Origin of the sequence: Pseudonocardia sp. ICBG1142, from assembly GCF_020496255.1 — a bacterium.
Lineage (GTDB): Bacteria > Actinomycetota > Actinomycetes > Mycobacteriales > Pseudonocardiaceae > Pseudonocardia.
The window spans coordinates 19884-38689 of record NZ_JAHLJC010000004.1; the positions used below are offsets into that span (position 1 = coordinate 19884).

Here is an 18806-nt window from a genome sequence, read left to right on the forward strand (position 1 = left end):
GGTCGAACCGTTTCCGCCGGGGTTCCGAAGAACGGTTGTGCTGACCGAGAACCGGACCGAGGGAAACGGGCCCCTGGTCCTTCCGTCGCGTTCCGTGGCGATCCTGGTGGAACTGCTGGCGATCGCTGCGGCGGTGGCGTCGGGGCACCTCGTGGCGGCCCTGGTGGCGCCGGCGTCGTCACCGTTCGTGGCGGTCGGCGACGCGGTCGTGCGGCTCTCGCCGCAGCCGGTGGTGGAGTTCGCCAAGTCCGCGTTCGGGACGGCCGACAAGCCGGTCCTGCTCGCCGGCATCGGTGTGCTGCTGGTGCTGCTCGGCGCACTGGCCGGGCTCGCGGCGCGCCGGCAGGCGGTGGTGGGGACCGCCGCGGTCGCCGTGCTGGGGCTGCTCGCGGTGGCGGCGGTGCTGACCGGGCCGGTGCCGACCGCGACCGACCTGGCCGCGCCGGTCGTCGCGCTGGTGGTGGGTGTGGCGGTGCAGCGGGGGCTGGACGGCCTCGCCCGCCGTCCCGGCACCACCCGCACCGGGGACGGCGGCGCCGGTGACGGCGGCGCCGGTGACGGTGACGGTGTCCCCCGGCGCACCGTGCTCGCCGGGGCGTCGGCGGCGGTCGCCGCCGGGACGCTCGTCGTGGGCGGGACCGGCCTGGCGCTGTCCTCCGCCGGCAGCGGGATCGTGGCCTCACGGGCCGCGCTGACCGGCAGGCTGGCCGCGGCGACGCTCGCCGAGACCGCGCCGCCGGTGCCGGCCTCGGCCGCGTTCCCCCAGCTCGGGACCGTTCCGTTCGTGACCCCGAACGCCGACTTCTACCGGATCGACGTCGCCCTGACGATCCCCGCGGTCCGGGCCGAGGACTGGTCGCTGCGGGTGCACGGCCGGGTCGGGCGCGAGCTCGTCCTCACCGTCGACGACCTGCTGCGACGTCCGCTGGTCCAGCGGACGATCACGATGACCTGCGTCTCCAACACCGTGGGCGGGAACCTGGTGTCCACCGCGGACTTCGTCGGCGTCGAGCTGGCCCCGCTGCTGCTGGAGGCCGGCGTCGACCCGGCCGCGGACCAGATCGTCTCCACCAGCCGCGACGGCTGGACCGCGGGCACCCCGACCGCGACCGTGCTGGAGCCCGGCCGCGGCGCGCTGCTCGCACTCGGCATGAACGGCGAGGCGCTGCCGGTCGAGCACGGGTTCCCGGTCCGCATGGTCGTCCCGGGGCTCTACGGCTACGTCTCGGCCACCAAGTGGCTCGCCGACATCGAGCTGACGACCTTCGCCGAGCGCAGCGTCTACTGGCGCGACCGCGGCTGGGCCGAGCGCGCCCCGATCAAGACCCAGTGCCGCATCGACGCCCCGGTCGGGTTCTCCCGGCTGCCGGCGGGGCGCGTGCAGGTCGCCGGGGTCGCGTGGGCGCAGCCGGTCGGGATCACCGCCGTCGAGGTCCGCGCCGACGACGGCCCGTGGGTCCGCGCCGAGCTGGCCACCGAGGTCAACCCGAACACCTGGCGGATGTGGCGGGCCGAGCTCGACCTCTCCCCCGGCAGCCACACGCTCACCGCCCGCGCCACCGACCGCCGCGGGCTCGTCCAGACCGACGTCCGTGTCGACCCGATCCCGGACGGTGCGACGGGGTGGCCCAGCACCATCGTCACCGTCGTCTGAACCGATTCCCGAGCCGTCGAAAAAAGATCCGGAAATCTTCCGGAACACCCGAACCGCCCGGCCCCACGACCCGAACAATCAATCGACAGTCCATGTAGGACAGACAGTTTCCTCGAAAGGGAATCCAGCCATGCGCGCTTCTCGCACCCTCGCCACCGTCGGTCTGCTCGCCACCCTGTCGCTCGGCCTCACCGCCTGTGGCGGCGGCAGCGACACCGCCGCCCCGCCGGCCGCGGCCCCGGCCACCTCCTCGGCACCGGCAACCACCGCCGCCGCCGACGGCGTCACCACCAACGCCGACGTCTTCGGCCCGGCCTGCAGCCAGCTGCCGCAGGGCAACGAGCCCGGCTCGCTCGACTCGATGGGCCCGCAGCCGGTCGCCACCGCCGCGAGCACCAACCCGCTGCTGACCACGCTGGTCACCGCCGTCGGCAAGGTCCCCGGCCTGGCCGACACCCTGAACCAGCAGAAGGGCATCACCGTCTTCGCCCCGGCGAACGACGCCTTCGCCGCGGTGCAGAAGCAGCTCGGCGAGCAGAAGTTCAACGCCCTGCTGGCCGACACCAGTGCCCTGCAGGGGCTGCTCTCCTACCACGTGACCCCCGAGCGCCTGGACGCCGCGGGCATCGTGGAGAAGAAGACCCTCACCGAGCTGGCCGGCGGCGACCTCACCATCGGCGGCACCCCCGAGGCCCCCACCGTCACCGACGGCCAGGGCAACACCGCGAACATCCTCTGCGGCAACATCCCGACCGCGAACGCCACCGTCTTCGTGATCGACAAGGTCCTCATGCCCAAGAGCTGACGACCGCCGCACGACACGACGGGCCCGGGGTGCGAACCCCGGGCCCGCCGTCGTACGAACACCCTGCTGTCACGACGGACGTGGCGCATCGAGATCGACCCGGGACCCGGTGAGCGCACCCTGCGCGTGCGCGCGACCGAGCGGACCGGCACGGTGCAGACGGAACGGGAACACGGCTCGATCCCCGACGGCGTGACCGGCCTGCACACGGTGCCGGTCGCCGCCGTCGGACGGACGGCCCGGTCCCGCGCCGCGCTCCCCCCGCCGAGTCGATCCGGAAGTCGATGCACCCCTCAGACCGCTCCGCCCCGTCGCCCGTCTCCCGTCGCCTGGTGGTCGCGACCCTGGTCGCCGGACTGCTGGCGGGGTTGTTCGCCGTGCTGGTGCCGTTCGCCCCCGTCGACACCCGCACGACGACCGTGTCCTGGCCGCGGGCGGGCGAGCGGCCCACGTCGACGACGGCGGCGTTCCAGCCCGCCGCGCCGGAGGCGGTGCGCGTCGAGGTGCCCTGCCGGGTGCTGCGCGCCGCGCAGGCCCGCTCCGCCGGCACCGGGGCCGCGACGACCGTCGTCGGCTCGGAGCGGCCCGGTGCCCCGGGGACCGGGTTCGCCGTGCTCACCGGGGCGGGCGGGGAGCTGCGGGTCCAGGTCGGCGGCCGCGAGCTGCTGCGCGCGCCCGTCCCGTCCGGCGACGCCTGCGGGCTGGTCCTCGACACCGACGAGGCCGGGTCCCGGGTCACCCTCGGCGACGACGCCCCGCGCGCCTTCCCCGGCTATGTCGTGCGCGCCGTGGCCGCGTTCGGCACCCAGCTCTCCCCCGCCGACGCCGACGGGCTGCGGGTCACCGCGCGGACCGCGGACTGGTTCGCCGCCGCCTCGTCGCCGGCCAAGACGGCGCTGCTCGGGCTGCAGTGGCTCGCCGCCGCCGTCGCCGCCGTGCTGCTGGCACGTCTGGCCGGTGACCGGTTCCGGCGCCGCCGCCGCACGGCCCGGGTCCGGCGGGCCCGCCTGGCCGCGGTGGGCACCCCGGCCGGGATCGGGCGGGCCGCCGCGGACGTGCTCGTCGTCGCCACGCTGGCGGGGTGGACGGTGCTAGGGCCGCTGTCGACCGACGACGGCTTCACCGAGGCCATCGCGCGCAACGCGACCGGCACGGCGACCGGCGACTTCGGCAACGTCTACCGCTGGGGCAACGCCTCGGAGGCGCCGTACACGCTGGTGATCCGGCTGGTCCGGGCGCTGGCCGAGACCGGTGTGGGGCCGTTGGTGCTGCGTGTGCCGTCGGTGCTCGCCGGGATCGCGGTGTGGCTGCTGCTGTCGCGGGTCGCGCTGCCCGCGGTGCTGGCCCGCCACCACCGACGGGCCTGGGTGCGGGGCACGCTCGGCGTCGCACTGCTGGCGTGGTGGCTGCCGCTGAACCTCGGGGTCCGCCCCGAGCCGTTCGCGGCGCTCGCGACGACCGCGGCGCTGTGCTGTGCGCTGCGCGCCGCCGCCCGGCCGGGGCTCCGCGGCGGGACGTGGACCGCGGCCGCGGCGCTGACCGCGGGGCTGGCGCTGGCGGTGACGCCGTCGGCGGTGACCGTCGCCGGTCCGCTGGTGCTGCTGCTGCCCGCGCTGTGGCGGCGGGTCGTCCGCCACGGCGGCGGGGGGATCGCCGTCGGGGTGGCGGCGACCGTCGCCGCGGCCGGGATCGCCGCGGCGGGGCTCACGCCGGTGTTCACCGGGCAGAGTCTGTACACGGTCGCGCGGGCCACGCAGATGCACCAGTTCTACGGTCCGGCCACACCGTGGTTCCAGGAGCTGCGCCGATGGGACTACCTGCTCGGATTCGGCACCGAGCAGGGCGGCCTCGGCCGCCGGGTGCCGGTGCTGCTCGCCATCGCCCTGCTGGTCGCGGCGCTGCCGCTGGTCGCCCGCGGCGCGCACCGGTGGGGTCCCGGTCTGCGGTGGACCCCGGTGCCGCTGGTCGGGCTCGCACTCGGGTTCGTGCTGCTCACCCCGGCACCGTCGAAGTGGACCCACTACTTCGGGACGCTCGCCGGGACCGGGGCGCTCGCCGCCGCGGCGGGGGTGGTGCTGGTGGTGGCCGCGGCCCGGCGGCCCGGCGACCCGACCGTGCGCGGCGCGGCCGCCGCCGGGACCGTGGCGGCGGCTGTACTCGCCGCGCTGGCCTTCAGCGGGCGCAACGAGTGGTTCCTGTGGTCCGGCTGGGGTGTGCCGCGCGCCGACGGCCCGTTCACGCCGCTGGACTCGCCGCTGGTGTGGGCGCTGGTGGCGCTGGCGGTGCTGGTCGTGTCGGCCGCCGCGGTCCACCGGGCGGGCCGACGAGCAGGTCTGCTGGCAGGTCGACGGGCGGATCACGGACGGCACCGGACCGGGCGGGACTGCGTGGCCCGGGCCGCGGCGGCACTGCCCGCCGGGGTGGTCGTGGTGGCCCTGCTCACCGGGGTGTCGGTGGTGGTGGCGTCGTTCGTCGTCGCCCCGGTGCGCCAGGGCGGGGGCTACAGCGTCGGCGGACAGCTGTGGAGCGAGCTGACCGGCCGCGACACCTGCGGGATCCTCGACCACGTCACGGTCGGGGTCGACGGGGGCGCGCTGCCCGCCGCGGGCGGCGCCGACACGCTCACCGGGTTCACCGAGGGCCGTGGCTGGGTCGACGCCCCGCCGCGCGGCGGGCTCGCCTGGGGCAGCCTCGACGGCGGAGCGGGCACCACCGGCGAGCTCCGGACCCGCTGGTTCGCCGTCACACCGGGGCCACCGGACCGGGTGCTGTCGGTCGACGTCGCCGGGCGGACCGGGCAGGGCAACACCCTGGAGCTGGAGTACGCCCGCGCCGGTTCGCCGGGCCCGGACGGCCAGGTGTCGTTGGACGACACCGCGACCGGCGCCCGCGGCACCTACCCCGCCGAGCGGGTGCAGGAGGCCGTGCCGCTGGACCGGTCGGGCTGGCGCACCGTGCGGGTGCCCGTCTCCGCGTTCCCGGCGGACGTCGACCGGGTGCGGCTGCACGCCGTCGACACCACCGTCGGGCCGGGCGGCTGGGTGGCCGCCGCCGCCCCGCGGGTGGTCACCTCGGCGCCGGTGGTGCCGATGCTGCGCGACGCCGACGGGCCGGTCTACGTGGACTGGTCGATCCTCTGGGCGGCGCCCTGTCTGCGCGACCTGCCCGCCGTCCGGGCCGGTCTGGTGCAGACCCCGCGCTACCTGGTCCTGGGCCCGTCGTCGCTGGGGTTCGCCGTGGACGTGTCCTTCGCCGACGTCGCCGGGGGCAGCTTCGCGGCGATGCGCCGCACCACCACCGAGCAGGTCGTCGCGACCCGGATCGACACTGCCGACGTCCCGGGCCAGGCCGACTGGGGTGCGGTCGTCCGGATCGACACCGACCTCGCCGTCGACGCCTACGACGTCAGCTCGGTCCCGGTGCGCCGTTGGGGCTGGGAGGGCGACCGGAGTCCGATCGGGTACCCCGCCCTCCCGGTGCCCTGACCCCCGTGGGTCGGGGATGTGTCCGGACACATCCCGCCGCAGGTCCATCCGGTGGACGGCTCCTTGCTCCGGACCGGGTATCGCGATCGAATCATGCGGTGATGCGCACCCTGCTTGAGCCGTTCTGGCCCGGTCGGCGCATCGTCGCGTTCGACGAGCTGTGTCGGTGGGCCGCGTAGCGACCCCCGGGCCGCCGCGTGGCCGCCCCGTGCATCGCGCGCGGGTACGACGCCCGCGTCACCGACCACCACTCCGGAGGACCCCGTGTCCGTCACCGACGAACTGCTCGAGAACAACGCCCGCTACGCCGAGAGCTTCTCCGGCCCGCTGCCGCTGCCGCCGGCACGCAAGATCGCCGTCGTCGCCTGCATGGACGCCCGGCTCGACGTCTACCGCATCCTCGGCCTGGCCGAGGGCGACGCCCACGTCATCCGCAATGCGGGCGGCGTCGTCACCGACGACGAGATCCGCTCCCTGACGATCAGCCAGCGGCTGCTGGGGACCGAGGAGATCATCCTCATCCACCACACCGACTGCGGGATGCTGACCTTCACCGACGACGCGTTCAAGGCCTCGATCCGCGACGAGACCGGCATCAAGCCGCAGTGGGCCGCCGAGGCGTTCGACGACCTCGACGAGGACGTCCGCCAGTCGCTCGCCCGGATCCGGACCAACCCGTTCATCCCGCACACCGACGCCGTCCGCGGCTTCGTGTTCGACGTCGCGACCGGGCGGCTGAACGAGGTGAAGTAGGCCCGCCGCACCGCCCGTGCGGTCGTCGCACCCGTCGCGGCGGGTGCGACGACCGCGGCCCGGGTGCGACCGTCGGCGGGCCGCCACCGGGGCCGCGGGGGTCAGGACGGCAGCAGCACCAGCACTGCCGCGCCCGGTGCGCCGGCCTCGCCCAGCAGGTAGGCCGTGCGCTCGACACCGCCCAGGCGTACCCGGGGCCGCCCGAACGCGCCGACCCCGCGGCACTCCCACAGCGGGGCCCGCTCCGGGGCCTCGGCGTGCAGGACGTCGCGGACCCCGCGGGTGCCCGGGGCGGCCGGGTCGAGGTCGGAGGCCATCCGGAACCTGCGGTGCAGTGCGGTGAGCAGCTCGTCGGGGTCGGGGCCGATCCGGGCACGGGCCGCGGGGTCGGCGGCCAGCTGCCACAGCACGTGCCGGCGTCCCGGGTGCCCGTCGGCCGGGCGGCCGATCGCGGCCTCCCAGGCGTCGTTCACCGCGACGACGCCGAGCTGGGCGTCGAGCAGCGCCGCCGGGTCACCGGGCCAGCTCGCGAGCACCGGCAGCAGCTCCTCGGGCGCCGTCGCCGCCGGGGCCGCGCCGTCGCGGGACAGCCGGACCAGGTGTGCGACCCCGGGGGCGTCGATGCCGAGCACCCCGCCGACGGCGGCGAGCACCTCGTCCGAGGCGGTCACCCGGCCCTGTTCGAGCCACGTGTACCAGGTGAGACCGACCCCGGCGAGCGCCGCGACCTCCTCGCGGCGCAGCCCCGGCGTGCGGCGCCGGCCGCGGTCGGGCAGACCGACCGCGGCCGGCGCGACGCGCTCACGGTAGGAGCGCAGGCAGGCGCCGAGTTCCCGGCGGCGGTCGGTCGTCGTCGTGGGCCGCACACGCGCCGACGCCGATCCTGTCACCACGGGTACCCCCATCGGTTCGCTCCTGGTCCGGTCCCGGCCGCCGGCGGACGGTGGACCCCATGATCGGTATCGGTGTCAACCTCGCGGCCGGGCTCGATGATCCCCCACCCGCGAACCTGGTCGAGGAGATCGTGGCGCGGGCGCGGGTGGTGGCCGCCGCCGGGCTGCGCACGGTGTGGCTGCCCCAGGGGTACGGGGCCGACACGCTCACCCTGTACGCCGCCGTCGCCCGCGAGGTCCCCGACGTCGAGCTGGGCGCGTCGGTCGTCGTGGTGCAGCCGCGGCACCCGCGGGTGCTGGCCGCGCAGGCGCTGACCGTGCAGGCGGCGTCCGGTGGGCGGCTCACGCTCGGTCTCGGGGTGAGCCACCCGGGATTGCTGGAGGTGTACGGCATGCCGTTCACGCGGCCGGTGGCCGCGCTGACCGACCACCTCGACGTGCTCGCCCCGCTGCTGCGCGGCGAACGGGTCCCCGGCTCGTCCGGTCCCGGGTCGGACCCGGCGGACACGGCGGTGCCCGGCGCCACGCCCGAGGTCCCGCTGCTGCTCGGTGCGCTGGGCCCGCGGATGCTGCGGCTGGCGGGTGAGCGGACCACGGGCACCATCACCTTCCTCACCGGGCCGCGGACGATCTCCGAGCACGTCCGGCCGCTGCTCGACGCGGCGGCCGCCGGACGGCCGTCGCCGCGGGTGGTCGTCGGGGTGCCGGTGTCGGCGACGACCGCACCGGACCGGGTGCGGGCAGCGGCCGCGGTCGACTACGCGGACTACGCCCGGCTGCCGTCCTACGCCGGGGTGCTGGAACGGGAGGGGCTGGGCTCCCCGGGCGGGCTCGTCGTCGCCGGGGACGAGGACACGATCGCGGCCGGGATCGCCCGCTACGCCGACGCCGGCGCCACCGACCTGCTGGTCAGCCCGCTGGGCGACGCCGCCGAGCGGGCCCGCACCGTGGCCGTACTCGGCCGGATCGCGCGGTCCTGAGCAGTACCGCGCCCGGGCGGTGGCCGTACGCCGGCTGCCCGGTGGCGCCGTGGCGCGCGCTCCCTCGCCCGCCGAGATGCGGCCCAGCGGGCGCACGGGGTCACTCCGCGCCCCCTGAGCTGCATCTCGGCGTCTCCCCCGGGTCCGCCGGGACGCGACGGGCGTGCCGCGTCCCGGCGGGCGGGGATCAGGCGACGCGCGGTCGGCGGCGCAGCGCCGTGCGGGCCGCCGCGAGCTGCTGGGCCACCTCGGCGGTGATCAGCTCGGCGTGCAGGGCGTCGTTGACGGGGTCGCCGCCGCCACGCAGCGCGCGGTGGCGCCGCACGAGGGCGTCGAGCCCGTCGAGCAGCTGGGTACCCGGATCGGTGGTGGGCAGGGTCGGAACGCTCATGGGATGTCTCCTGGTGACGTGGCTGTCGGGGTCGATCGGCCGCGACGACACAGCGTCGAGGAGATCCGCACGTAGTCGATGTGACGCCGCCGGGACAGGACGGTGCGGGTCACGACACCACCCCCGCCCGTCTACCGGCGATCGCAGCGAGCAGCTCTGCGGTGTACTCGTCCTGCGGATCGTCGAACAGCTCCGCGGTGGGCCGCAGCTCGCGGAGCCGTCCGTCGCGCAGGACGCCGGTACGGTGCGCGACCCGCCGCACCACGGCGAGGTCGTGCGAGATGAACAGGTAGGACAGGCCGTCGCGCTGCTGCAGCTCGGCGAGCAGCTCCAGCACCTGGGCCTGCACCGAGACGTCGAGCGCGGACACCGGCTCGTCGGCGACGACGAGGTCCGGCGAGAGCGCGAGCGCGCGGGCGATCGCGACCCGCTGGCGCTGTCCCCCGGACAGCTCCTCGGGCCGCCGGTCGAGCACCCCGGCCGGCAGCGCGACCCGGTCGACGAGCTCCGCGGCCCGGTCGGCCTGCTCGGCGGCCGACCCGACGGAGAACGCCCGCAGCGGCTCGGTGACGATCTCGCGGACGGCGAACCGGGGGTCCAACGAGGCGTAGGGGTTCTGGTAGATCAGCTGGGCGCGGCGGCGCAGCTGACGCCACGCCTCGCCGCGGACGCGGGTGACGTCCTCGCCGTCGAGGAGCACCTGCCCGGAGGTGGGGTCCTCCAGGCGCAGCAGCAGCCGCGCCGTCGTCGACTTGCCCGAGCCGGACTCCCCGACCAGCGCGACGGTCTCGCCGCGGGCGATCGTGAACGACACCCCGTCCACGGCGCGGTGGGTGCGCCGCGTCCAGGACCCTCGCGCCCGCGGCAGCGGGAACTCCTTGACCAGGTCGCGGACCTCGGCGACCGGGGTCCCCGCCGTGTCGACGGGCGGCAGCACCGGCGGGGCGGTGATCGCGAGACCGGGGGCGGCGGCGAGCAGCTCCCGGGTGTAGGGGTCCTGCGCCCCGGCGAGCAGCTCGGCCGGGGTGCCCTGCTCGACGACCCGACCGTGCCGCATCACGACGATCCGGTCGGCCCGGTCGGTGGCGACGGCGAGGTCGTGGGTGATCAGCAGCAGCGCGGTGCCCCGCTCGCGGCGCAGCGCGTCGAGGTGGTCGAGGATCCGGCGGGCGACGGTCGCGTCCAACGCGCTGGTCGGCTCGTCGGTGACGACCAGCGAGGGTCCGGCGGCGAGGGCGATCGCGATGAGCACCCGCTGGCGCATCCCGCCGGACAGCTGGTGGGGGTACTGCCCGGCGCGGGTCCCCGGATCGTCGAGACCGGCCGCGGCCAGCAGCTCGACGGCGCGGGCCGCGGCCGTGCGGCGGTCGGCGAGCCCGTGGGCGCGCAGGCCCTCGGCGACCTGCACACCGACCTTCTGCACGGGGTTCAGCGCGACGCCCGGGTCCTGCGGGATGAACCCGATCCGGGCTCCGCGCACCGACCGGTAGGCGCGCTCGGACAGCCCGGTGAGGACGGTGCCGTCGAGTGCGACCGTGCCCGCGGTGACCGACCCTGCGGCGGGCAGCAGCCCGAGCACCGCGGAGGCCAGGGTGGTCTTGCCCGACCCGGACTCCCCGACGACGGCGACGACCTCCCCGGGCGCGACGGTCAGGTCGACGCCGCGCACGGCGTGCACCGTCCCGCCACCTCCGGCGTAGGCGACCTCCAGGCCCGTCACCTCCAGCAGGGCGCTCATGCCGACCGCCTCCACTCGCCGTCCAGGGCCCGGGCGATCCGGTTGACCGACAGCACGGTCGCGGCGATGACGAGGCCCGGCATCGCGCACACCCACCAGGCGACGGCCAGGTAGTTCCGGCCGTCGGCGACCAGCGAGCCCCACTCCGAGGCCGGTGGCGGGGCGCCGTAGCCGAGGAAGCTCAGCGCGGACACCGCGAGGATCGCCAGCCCGAACTCCAGCACAGCGAGCACGGCGACCGGTCCGGCCGCGTTGGGCAGGACGTGCCGCCACAGCGAGACGTACCAGCGGGTGCCGACGGCGCGGGCGGCCTCGACGTAGAGGGCGCGGCGCACCCGCAGGGTCTCGGCCCGCATCACCCGGGCGAAGCTCCCGACGCTCGCCACGCCGACCGCGATCGCCACCTTCACCGTGCCGAAGCCGAGCGCGGTGATGAGCGCGAGCGACAGCAGGATCGCCGGGATGGCGAGCAGCACGTCGACGCCGCGCATGAGGACCTCGTCGACCCAGCCACCGGCGAACCCGGCGACCAGCCCGATCAGCCCGCCCGCGACGAGCGCGACGGCGACCGCGATCACCGTGGCCTGCAGCGACAGCGAGGCGCCGTGCACGACGCGGGTCCACACGTCGCGGCCGAGGTGGTCGGTGCCGAACCAGTGGCCCGGTCCGGGCGGGGACAGCCGGCGTGCGGTGTCGCCGACGGCGGGGTCGCCGGGGGCGAGCAGCGACGGCACGAACGCCGCGGTCAGCACCAGCAGCACGATCGCCGCGGCGAGCACGAGCCCGGGCCGGGCCCGCAGGAGGCGGCCGAGCCGGGCCGCCGGGCGGCGCGGGGCCGGAACCGGCTCCGCGCCGGGCGCGGGAGCCGGGGTGGCCAGGTCGCGGTCGAGCAGGGTCATCGGGAGCTCCCGGAGGCGACGGCGACCCGCGGGTCGAGCAGCGGGTAGGCCAGGTCGACGAGCAGGTTGACCACGACGAACGCGAGTGCCGCGAACAACACGATGCCCTGCACGACGGGGATGTCCTGCGCCCCGACGGAGGCGACGGTGAGCCGGCCCAGACCGGGGCGGGTGAACACCGTCTCGACGACGACGGACCCGGCGAGCACGTTGCCGACGACGTAGCCGAGGACGGTGAGGGCGGGGATCGCGGCGTTGCCCAGCGCGTGGCGCAGGTGCACCGCGGCCTCGCCGACGCCCTTGGCGCGGGCGGTGGTGACGTAGGGCGAGTCCAGTGCCTGGCCGAGGCTCTTGGCCAGCACCTGGGCGACGAGCGCGCCGGTCGGGAGCCCGAGGGTGACCGCGGGCAGCACCAGCGACTCCGGACCGCGGTCGCCGACCGACGGCAGCCAGCCGAGGGAGAACGAGAACAGCTGCACCAGCATCAGCCCGACCCAGAACACCGGCAGCGACACCGCCAGCGACGGCAGCGACGCCAGCACCTGCCGCAGCCACGGCGACCGGACCCAGGTCGCCGCGACGGCGACCGCGGTGCCCGCGACGACCGCCACGACCAGCCCGGCCGCGGCGATCTGCAGGGTCGGCGGGAGCGCCTCGGCGACGGCGGTCCGCACGTCCTGCCCGCTGACGAAGGAGGTCCCGAGGTCACCGTGCAGCGCGGCCCACAGCTTGGTCACGTACTGCACCGGCAGCGGCTGGTCCAGGCCGTAGCGGGCGCGCGGGGCGGCGAGCTCGGCCGGGGAGACCGGCTCGCCGTCCGACGCCGACGCCATGGTCGCGACCGGGTCACCGGGCAGCAGGTACAGCACGACGAAGCTGACCGTCCACGCCGCCCACAGCACGACGGCGGCGAGCCCGAGGCGGCGCAGCAGGTAGGGAAGGGTCATCGCGCGTCGGACTTCCAGGCGTCGTGGAGCTGGATGCGCGAGGACGCGTCGAACGCGACCCCGTGCGCGTCCGGGCCGACGCCGAGCACCGTGGTGAGCTCGACGACGGGCGCGGTGTCGAAGCGCTGCGCGAGCAGCGCCTGCGCCTGCCCGACGAGTGCCGCACGCCGCGCGGGGTCCACCGTCGCGGCCTGGGCCAGCAGCGGTGCCTGCAGCGGCCCGTCGGGCAACCGGTACCGGTTGACTCCGTCGGTGCCGTAGGTCGACCGCAGGATGTCCGGGTCGGCCCGGGTCAGGTTGCCCCACGCGGCGACGAAGTCACCGCCGTCGAGGACGGCCTGGGTCTCGGCGATCTGGACCTCGCGCAGCGCCACGTCGATCCCGATCCGGCGCAGCTGCTGCTGGATCAGCTCCAGCGCGGGCTTGGTCGTGCCGATGTTCTGCGCGAAGGTCAGCGGCACGGTCAGCCGCTGCCCGCCCTTGGCACGGATGCCGTCCGGACCGGGCACCCAGCCGGCGCGGTCGAGGGCGGCGGTCGCGGCGGCCGGGTCGTAGCCGACGAGCGCGGACTGGTCGGCGTAGGACGGCGTCGTCGACGACAGCGGGCTCGTCGCCGCGCGGGTCTGGCTCGGGTACACCGCGGCGACGACCTCGTTGCGGTCGATGCCCCGGCTCACCGCCTCCCGGACGGCGGCGTCGGCACCCAGCGGCGTGCCCTGGTTGAACGTGATCCCGAACGGCAGGCCGGGGTTCGGCCGGGCCGGGAGCTGCACGCCCGCCGCGGTGAGCGGGGCCTCGTCCTGCTGGCCGACGCTGGCGATCGCGTCGACCTCGCCGGACTGCACGCTGCCCGCCCGCACCCCGGACTCGGGGACGACGCGGAACTCGGCCCGGTCGAGCCAGGCCTCGCCGGGGTGGGTGAACAGCTGCGAGCCCCAGTCGTAGCCGGCCCGCTTGGCGAGCACGGTGACGTCGTTCTTGGCGTAGCGCTCGAGGGTGAACGGCCCGGAGCCGACGACGCCCGCGCAGCGCTCGTCGTCGGAGCGGGCGGCGCTGGCCGGGGAGAGCAGGCCGAGGCTGTGGGTGGAGGTGCCCTGCAGGAACTGCACGTTGGGCCGGGAGAACCGGACGGTGAACTCGGTCGGGCTCGCGACGTCGGTGCCGACGTACCCGGCCAGGTAGCCCTTGGGCAGGCTGCCGCGGGCGCCGAGCGAGCCGACCCGGTCGAAGTTGGCCTTGACCGCGGCCGCGTCGACCGGGGCGCCGTCGGAGAAGGTCGCGCCCTGGCGCAGCGTGAAGGTCCAGGCGGTGGCGTCGGCGTTCGACGACCAGCGGGTCGCCAGCCACGGCACGATCGCCCCGGTGGACGGGTCCTGGTCGGTGAGCGAGTCGACGATCTGGCGCAGCGAGTAGATCGAGTAGTTGCTCTGCACCTGCTGCGGGTCGGCGCAGCCCTGGTCCGAGGACACCGCGAACACCAGGGTGCCGCCAGGACGGGGCGGCCCGACATCGTCACCGGCGCCACCGGCGCCCGATCCGCAGGCCGTGAGGACCAGCGCGGTGGCGGCGAGCAGCACCGCGCAGCGGCCGGCGGTCACGCCCCGCCCGGACCCGAACCGGCGGCTCACGCCGTCACAGCCGGGGTGTGGCGCTCGCCGAACCGCGACGGGTGCGCGAGACCGAGGTTCTCCCGCAGCGTCGCGCCCGGGGTGTAGTCGGTCCGGAACACCCCGCGCTCCTGCAGGATCGGCACCACCCGGTCGACGATCTCGTCGAGGCCGGTCGGGCTGACGTGGGAGCCGAGGATGAACCCGTCGGAGGCGTCGTTCTGGACGTAGCGGTCGATCTCGTCGGCCACGTGCTCGGGGGTCCCGACGAACACGGCGCGGTCGAACACGTGCTTGACCGTCTCGCGCAGCGAGTACCCGTGGGCGTCGGCGAGCTCGCGCCAGGCGGCGACCGTGGCGTGCGCGTCCTGGGTCAGCGGGGCCCGGCCCTCGATCCACTTCGGGGCCTCGGGGGTGGGCTCGACGTCGGGCAGCGGCCCGTCCGGGTCGTAGCCGGACAGGTCGCGGTTCCAGACCATCTCGGCCAGCACGATCGAGGTCCACGGGTCGACCTGCTGGTCGTGGATGTACTCGTGACGCTCGCGGGCCTCGGCGTCGGTGTCGCCGAGCACGACGCCGGCGCTGGGCAGGATCCGCACCTCGTCGGGGTCGCGGCCGGCCTTGCGGACCCGGGCCTTGACGTCGTCGTAGAAGGCGCGGGCCTCGTCGAACTTCTGGTACCGGGAGAAGATCGCGTCGGCGGACGCGGCGGCGAAGTCGCGACCGGCCGGGGACTCGCCGGCCTGCAGCACGACGGGGTGGCCCTGCGGGCTGCGCGGGGTGGTGAAGCGCCCGGCGATGTCGAACTGGTTGCCCGAGACCGCGAAGTCGCCGACGTGGCCGTCGCGCAGGAAGGTGCCCGACGCGGGGTCGGCGACGACGGCGTCGGAACCCCAGGAGTCCCAGAGCGCCCGGACCGCGGCGAGGGTCTCCCCGGCACGCTCGTAGCGCTGGTGGTGGCCGAGGTAGGCGCCGCGGCGGAAGTTCTCGCCGGTGGGGGCGTCGGAGCTGGTGACGACGTTCCACGCCGCGCGCCCGCCGGAGAGGATGTCCAGCGTCGCGAACCTGCGGGCCAGCTCGTAGGGCTCGTTGAAGGTGGAGTTGATCGTCCCGGCCAGACCGATGTGCTCGGTGACCGCGGCCAGCGCGGCGAGCACGGTGAAGGTGTCCGGGCGTCCGACGACGTCCTGGTCGAAGATCTCCCCGCCGCGGGTGCGCAGCCGCAGGCCCTCGGCGAGGAAGAGCAGGTCGAGGCGCCCGCGCTCGGCGGTGCGCGCCCAGTGCTCGAACGACTCCCAGGCGATGTGGCTGCCCGAGGCCGGGTCGCTCCAGACGGTGTCGTGGTTGACGCCCGGGAAGTAGGCGCCGAGCACGATCTGCTTCCTGTTGCTCATGCGGTGGCTCCGGAGAAGGTCGGGACGACGGCGGACCCGGCCCCGGCGGCGTAGCGGCTGGCGGGCCTGGGCAGCCCGAAGCGCTCGCGCAGGGTGGTCTCGCCGTAGGCGGTGCGGAACGCGCCGCGGGACTGCAGCTCGGGGACCAGGCCGTCGACGACGGCGTCGAGGTCGGTCGGCAGGACGGCCGGGCGCAGCCGGTAACCGTCGAGCCCGGCGCGGCGCCAGGACAGCAGGGTGTCGGCGAGCCCGGCGGGGGTGGTGGCGAGGATCGGGGCGTCGGAGGAGAGCGGGTCGAGTGCGTCGAGCCGGGCGAGCCGTTCGCGGGCGACGCGCTGGGTGTCGGCGAGCACCACGACCACGTCGCCGAGGATGCGCAGCGGCGGCGCGGTGCGGCCCGCCGCGGCCTCGGCGGAGCGGACCTGGGCGACGATGCGGGCGGCGTCGTCGGCGTCGTGCGGGGTGGTGGCCACGACGTCGCCGACCCGGGCGGCGAGCAACGCCGGCTCGTAGCCGTGGGCCAGCGACAGGACCAGCGGCTGGCCCTGCGGCGGACGCGGCACGATCGAGGGGCCGGCGACGCCGAAGTGCTCCCCGGCGAAGTCGACCCGGTGCAGCTTGTCGCGGTCGACGAAGCGCCCGGTGAGCGCGTCGCGGATCTCGGCGTCGTCCTCCCAGGAGTCCCACAGCCGGCGGACGACCTCGACGACGTCGGCGGCCTCCCCGAACAGCTCGGCGACCAGCGCGCGGCCGGCCGGGGTGTCGAGGTCGGCGCGGCGCAGCCCGGGGACGGTGCGGCGCCCGAAGTGGGCGGCCTCGTCGGCGCGGACCGAGGTCTGCACCCGCCAGCCGGCACGGCCGTGGCTGTCGTGGTCGAGGGTGGCCAGCGCGGACGCGACGTGGAACGGCTCGGTGTGGGTGGTGGTGACAGTCGGGACCAGCCCGATCCGCGACGTCAGCGGGGCGAGGAAGGCGGCGACCAGCGAGGCGTCGAGGCGTCCCTGGACCCGGTCGGTGCGGCGCTGTGCCCCGTGGAGGTGGTCCCCGGACTGCAGGCCGAACCCGTCCTCGATCGTGAGCAGGTCGAACAGCCCGCGCTCGGCGGTGCGGGCGAGGTCGGCCCAGTAGCGCGCGGTGAACAGCTCGCCGGGCCGGGTCCCGGGCTCGCGCCAGGCGGCGGGGTGCCAGCCGGCGCCGTCGAGCGCGACGGCCAGGTGCAGCGGCCGGCCTGAGGTGTCCGTTGTGGACATGAGGGCATCGCTTCCTCGTCGCACGGGGTGCGACGGAACGGGTGGGACGTCACGGGGGCGGACGCCACCGCCGACGGGGCGCCGACGGGGCGAGGCGCAGCGCGGGACGGGGCGGTGTCAGGCCCGACAGGTCGCGCCGGCCACCCGCATCAGGTCGACGTGGCGCCGGTACCGAGGGTGGTGCGCGCCGCGCACCTGCTCCGCGATCGACCGCATGATCTCCTCCATCGAACCCGGCTGGAGCACCCGCACCCGCTGATGCGGGGGGTTGCTGCGGCGTCGTCGAGCCGGGTCTCTCGGCCGCTCCGGATGGTGTGCACCCCGACTGTAGGGAGCCCGTGCCCGATGGTGTCAACCCGCGGAGCCGGCCCAGTGATCCCCGCCGCACCGAAGCTCCCGACCGGCGGAATCGGGATGCCTAACCGGCTCGACCTGTCCGGACAAGCCGGTCGCTTTCCTGGGGGGGTGGACACCAGGTTGTCCGGAGAGGTGACCACGACGCACCCTGGTCGGGTGACGACGAGCCGACGGAGGCCCTCGCGCCCCCACCGGTTCGCAGGGGGTGCGACCGAGCCCTCCCCCCACCAGCCGGCCCGAGCCGCACGGCGTGCGGTGCCGGTGCGTCCGACCGGCCTCGAGCCGTTCTGGCCGAGCCGGCGCGCCCCCGCCTACAGCGAGCTCTGTCGCTGACCGAGCCGTACCGGTCCCCGCTCTTCCGCGGACGGTAACGCCACACGTCCGGCGTCCGACGCATCCGCCGGAACCGGGATCGCCCGCCGGACACCGGTCCGGCCCGCCACCCGTCCTGCATCCCGGCACGCCGTCCCGGCCGGCCGGACCCGGCGCGCCGCGGTCGTCCCGACCGCCCACCGCCCACCACGGAAGGACCCCGTCCCGCGATGTCCCCGCACGTCCTGCGCCCCGGCTCCCGGGTGCGCACCGCCGCCGTCCTGCTCGCGCTGCTGACCGCGCTCGGACTCATGGCCGGCTGCTCCCGCGCCGCCGAGAGCACCACCGCCGCAGGTGCCACCTCCCCCGCCGCCGAGGTCCGCGTCGGCTACTTCCCGAACATCACCCACGCCCCCGCGCTGGTCGGGGTGAAGCAGGGCCTGTTCGCCAAGGAGCTGGGCAGCACGAAGCTCACCACCCAGACCTTCAACGCCGGCCCGGACCAGGTCAACGCCTTGCTCGGCGGCTCGATCGACGTCGCGTTCATCGGCTCCGGCCCGGCGATCAACGCCTTCACCAAGTCGAACGGCGAGGCGGTGCGTCTGGTCGCCGGCTCCACCTCGGCCGGGGCCCAGCTGGTGACCAGCCCGGACATCACCTCGCCCGAGCAGCTCAAGGGCAAGATCATCGCGACGCCGCAGCTGGGCAACACCCAGGACATCGCCTTCAAGACCTGGCTCGAGGAGAACAACCTCCCGATCGGGGACGGCCCGGACGCGGTGACCGTCCAGAACATCGACAACCCACAGACCCTCGACCTGTTCAAGCAGGGCAAGCTCGCCGGCGGGTGGCTGCCCGAGCCGTGGAGCTCGCGCCTGGTCGACGCCGGCGCGAAGGTGCTGGTCGACGAGAAGTCCCTGTGGCCGGACGGGAAGTTCCCGACCACCGTCGTCATCGCCCGGACCGAGTTCCTGCAGCAGCACCCCCAGACCGTCGAGGCGATCCTGCGCGGCGAGCAGGCCGCCATCTCCTTCATCCGCAGCGACCCGGCGCAGGCCAAGACCGTGTCCAACGCCGCGATCGGCGAGATCACCGGCAAGCCCCTGGCCGCGAACATCCTCGACCGCGCCTTCACCGAGCTGTCCTTCGACACCGACCCGCTCGCCTCGACCTTCCCGCAGCTGGCGAAGGACTCCGTCACCGCCGGCATCGCGCAGAGCGAGGCGAACCTGACCGGTTTCCTCGACCCGACCGCGATCGACGCGGTCCGCACCAGCTCCGGGGAGGCCGCCGTGGACCCGGCCGGTCTCGCCGCCGCGAACTGACCATCCCGACCGACGA

The 18806-nt window shown here is 75.7% G+C and carries 15 protein-coding genes and 1 riboswitch; of the genes, 6 read left to right on the forward strand and 9 right to left on the reverse strand.

The features are described from left to right. Window positions 1-94 precede the first annotated feature (94 nt). The 4 genes from KPL59_RS02575 to KPL59_RS02590 all read left to right on the forward strand — a co-directional run bounded on the left by KPL59_RS02575 (window position 95) and on the right by KPL59_RS02590 (window position 6697). Window positions 95-1654 carry a molybdopterin-dependent oxidoreductase gene (locus tag KPL59_RS02575; protein ID WP_226359811.1) on the forward strand — a complete coding sequence of 520 codons (1560 nt, stop codon included), beginning with the start codon at window positions 95-97 and terminating at the stop codon, window positions 1652-1654. Between the two features lie 130 nt (window positions 1655-1784). After that, the gene (locus tag KPL59_RS02580; protein ID WP_075307353.1) at window positions 1785-2459 is read left to right on the forward strand and encodes a fasciclin domain-containing protein; all 675 of its coding nucleotides are present in this window, start codon (window positions 1785-1787) and stop codon (window positions 2457-2459) included. A gap of 332 nt (window positions 2460-2791) precedes the next feature. Beyond that, the gene (locus tag KPL59_RS02585; RefSeq protein WP_226359812.1) at window positions 2792-5944 is read left to right on the forward strand and encodes an arabinosyltransferase domain-containing protein; all 3153 of its coding nucleotides are present in this window, start codon (window positions 2792-2794) and stop codon (window positions 5942-5944) included. Window positions 5945-6208: 264 nt separating this feature from the next. After that, window positions 6209-6697: a carbonic anhydrase gene (locus KPL59_RS02590; RefSeq protein ID WP_020622184.1), complete on the forward strand. Its 489-nt coding sequence runs from the start codon at window positions 6209-6211 to the stop codon at window positions 6695-6697. A 101-nt stretch (window positions 6698-6798) separates the two neighbouring features. Here KPL59_RS02590 and KPL59_RS02595 read toward each other — a convergent pair whose 3' ends face one another. Next, window positions 6799-7602 (reverse strand): helix-turn-helix domain-containing protein, encoded by an 804-nt coding sequence (locus tag KPL59_RS02595; RefSeq protein ID WP_226352217.1) that lies wholly within the window; start codon window positions 7600-7602, stop codon window positions 6799-6801. Between the two features lie 47 nt (window positions 7603-7649). Here KPL59_RS02595 and KPL59_RS02600 point away from each other — a divergent pair, with 47 nt between their 5' ends. Further along, entirely contained in the window at window positions 7650-8570 is a 921-nt protein-coding gene (locus KPL59_RS02600; RefSeq protein ID WP_043276436.1) for a TIGR03564 family F420-dependent LLM class oxidoreductase, read from the forward strand. Window positions 8571-8757: 187 nt separating this feature from the next. Here KPL59_RS02600 and KPL59_RS02605 read toward each other — a convergent pair whose 3' ends face one another. From KPL59_RS02605 to KPL59_RS37385, 8 genes are all read right to left on the reverse strand, one after another. Further along, window positions 8758-8961 carry a hypothetical protein gene (locus tag KPL59_RS02605; RefSeq protein ID WP_020622181.1) on the reverse strand — a complete coding sequence of 68 codons (204 nt, stop codon included), beginning with the start codon at window positions 8959-8961 and terminating at the stop codon, window positions 8758-8760. A gap of 109 nt (window positions 8962-9070) precedes the next feature. Beyond that, on the reverse strand, window positions 9071-10699 hold the full coding sequence (locus tag KPL59_RS02610; protein ID WP_226359813.1) for an ABC transporter ATP-binding protein: 1629 nt from the start codon (window positions 10697-10699) through the stop codon (window positions 9071-9073). Further along, entirely contained in the window at window positions 10696-11598 is a 903-nt protein-coding gene (locus tag KPL59_RS02615) for an ABC transporter permease (protein ID WP_226359814.1), read from the reverse strand. Before KPL59_RS02615 ends, KPL59_RS02610 begins: the two co-directional genes overlap by 4 nt. After that, on the reverse strand, window positions 11595-12545 hold the full coding sequence (locus KPL59_RS02620) for an ABC transporter permease (RefSeq protein WP_226359815.1): 951 nt from the start codon (window positions 12543-12545) through the stop codon (window positions 11595-11597). Before KPL59_RS02620 ends, KPL59_RS02615 begins: the two co-directional genes overlap by 4 nt. Then, window positions 12542-14173: an ABC transporter substrate-binding protein gene (locus KPL59_RS02625; protein ID WP_226359816.1), complete on the reverse strand. Its 1632-nt coding sequence runs from the start codon at window positions 14171-14173 to the stop codon at window positions 12542-12544. Before KPL59_RS02625 ends, KPL59_RS02620 begins: the two co-directional genes overlap by 4 nt. Further along, window positions 14170-15546, reverse strand: coding sequence for an NtaA/DmoA family FMN-dependent monooxygenase (locus KPL59_RS02630; RefSeq protein ID WP_226359817.1), 1377 nt, complete (start codon window positions 15544-15546; stop codon window positions 14170-14172). Before KPL59_RS02630 ends, KPL59_RS02625 begins: the two co-directional genes overlap by 4 nt. Further along, window positions 15543-16796 carry an LLM class flavin-dependent oxidoreductase gene (locus KPL59_RS02635; protein WP_226359818.1) on the reverse strand — a complete coding sequence of 418 codons (1254 nt, stop codon included), beginning with the start codon at window positions 16794-16796 and terminating at the stop codon, window positions 15543-15545. Before KPL59_RS02635 ends, KPL59_RS02630 begins: the two co-directional genes overlap by 4 nt. A 117-nt stretch (window positions 16797-16913) precedes the next feature. Beyond that, window positions 16914-17012: a putative leader peptide gene (locus KPL59_RS37385; protein ID WP_337819522.1), complete on the reverse strand. Its 99-nt coding sequence runs from the start codon at window positions 17010-17012 to the stop codon at window positions 16914-16916. A 5-nt stretch (window positions 17013-17017) separates the two neighbouring features. Next, window positions 17018-17112: riboswitch (SAM riboswitch) on the reverse strand. Between the two features lie 583 nt (window positions 17113-17695). Here KPL59_RS37385 and KPL59_RS02640 point away from each other — a divergent pair. Then, window positions 17696-18790 carry an ABC transporter substrate-binding protein gene (locus KPL59_RS02640; protein WP_226359819.1) on the forward strand — a complete coding sequence of 365 codons (1095 nt, stop codon included), beginning with the start codon at window positions 17696-17698 and terminating at the stop codon, window positions 18788-18790. Window positions 18791-18806: the final 16 nt, after the last annotated feature.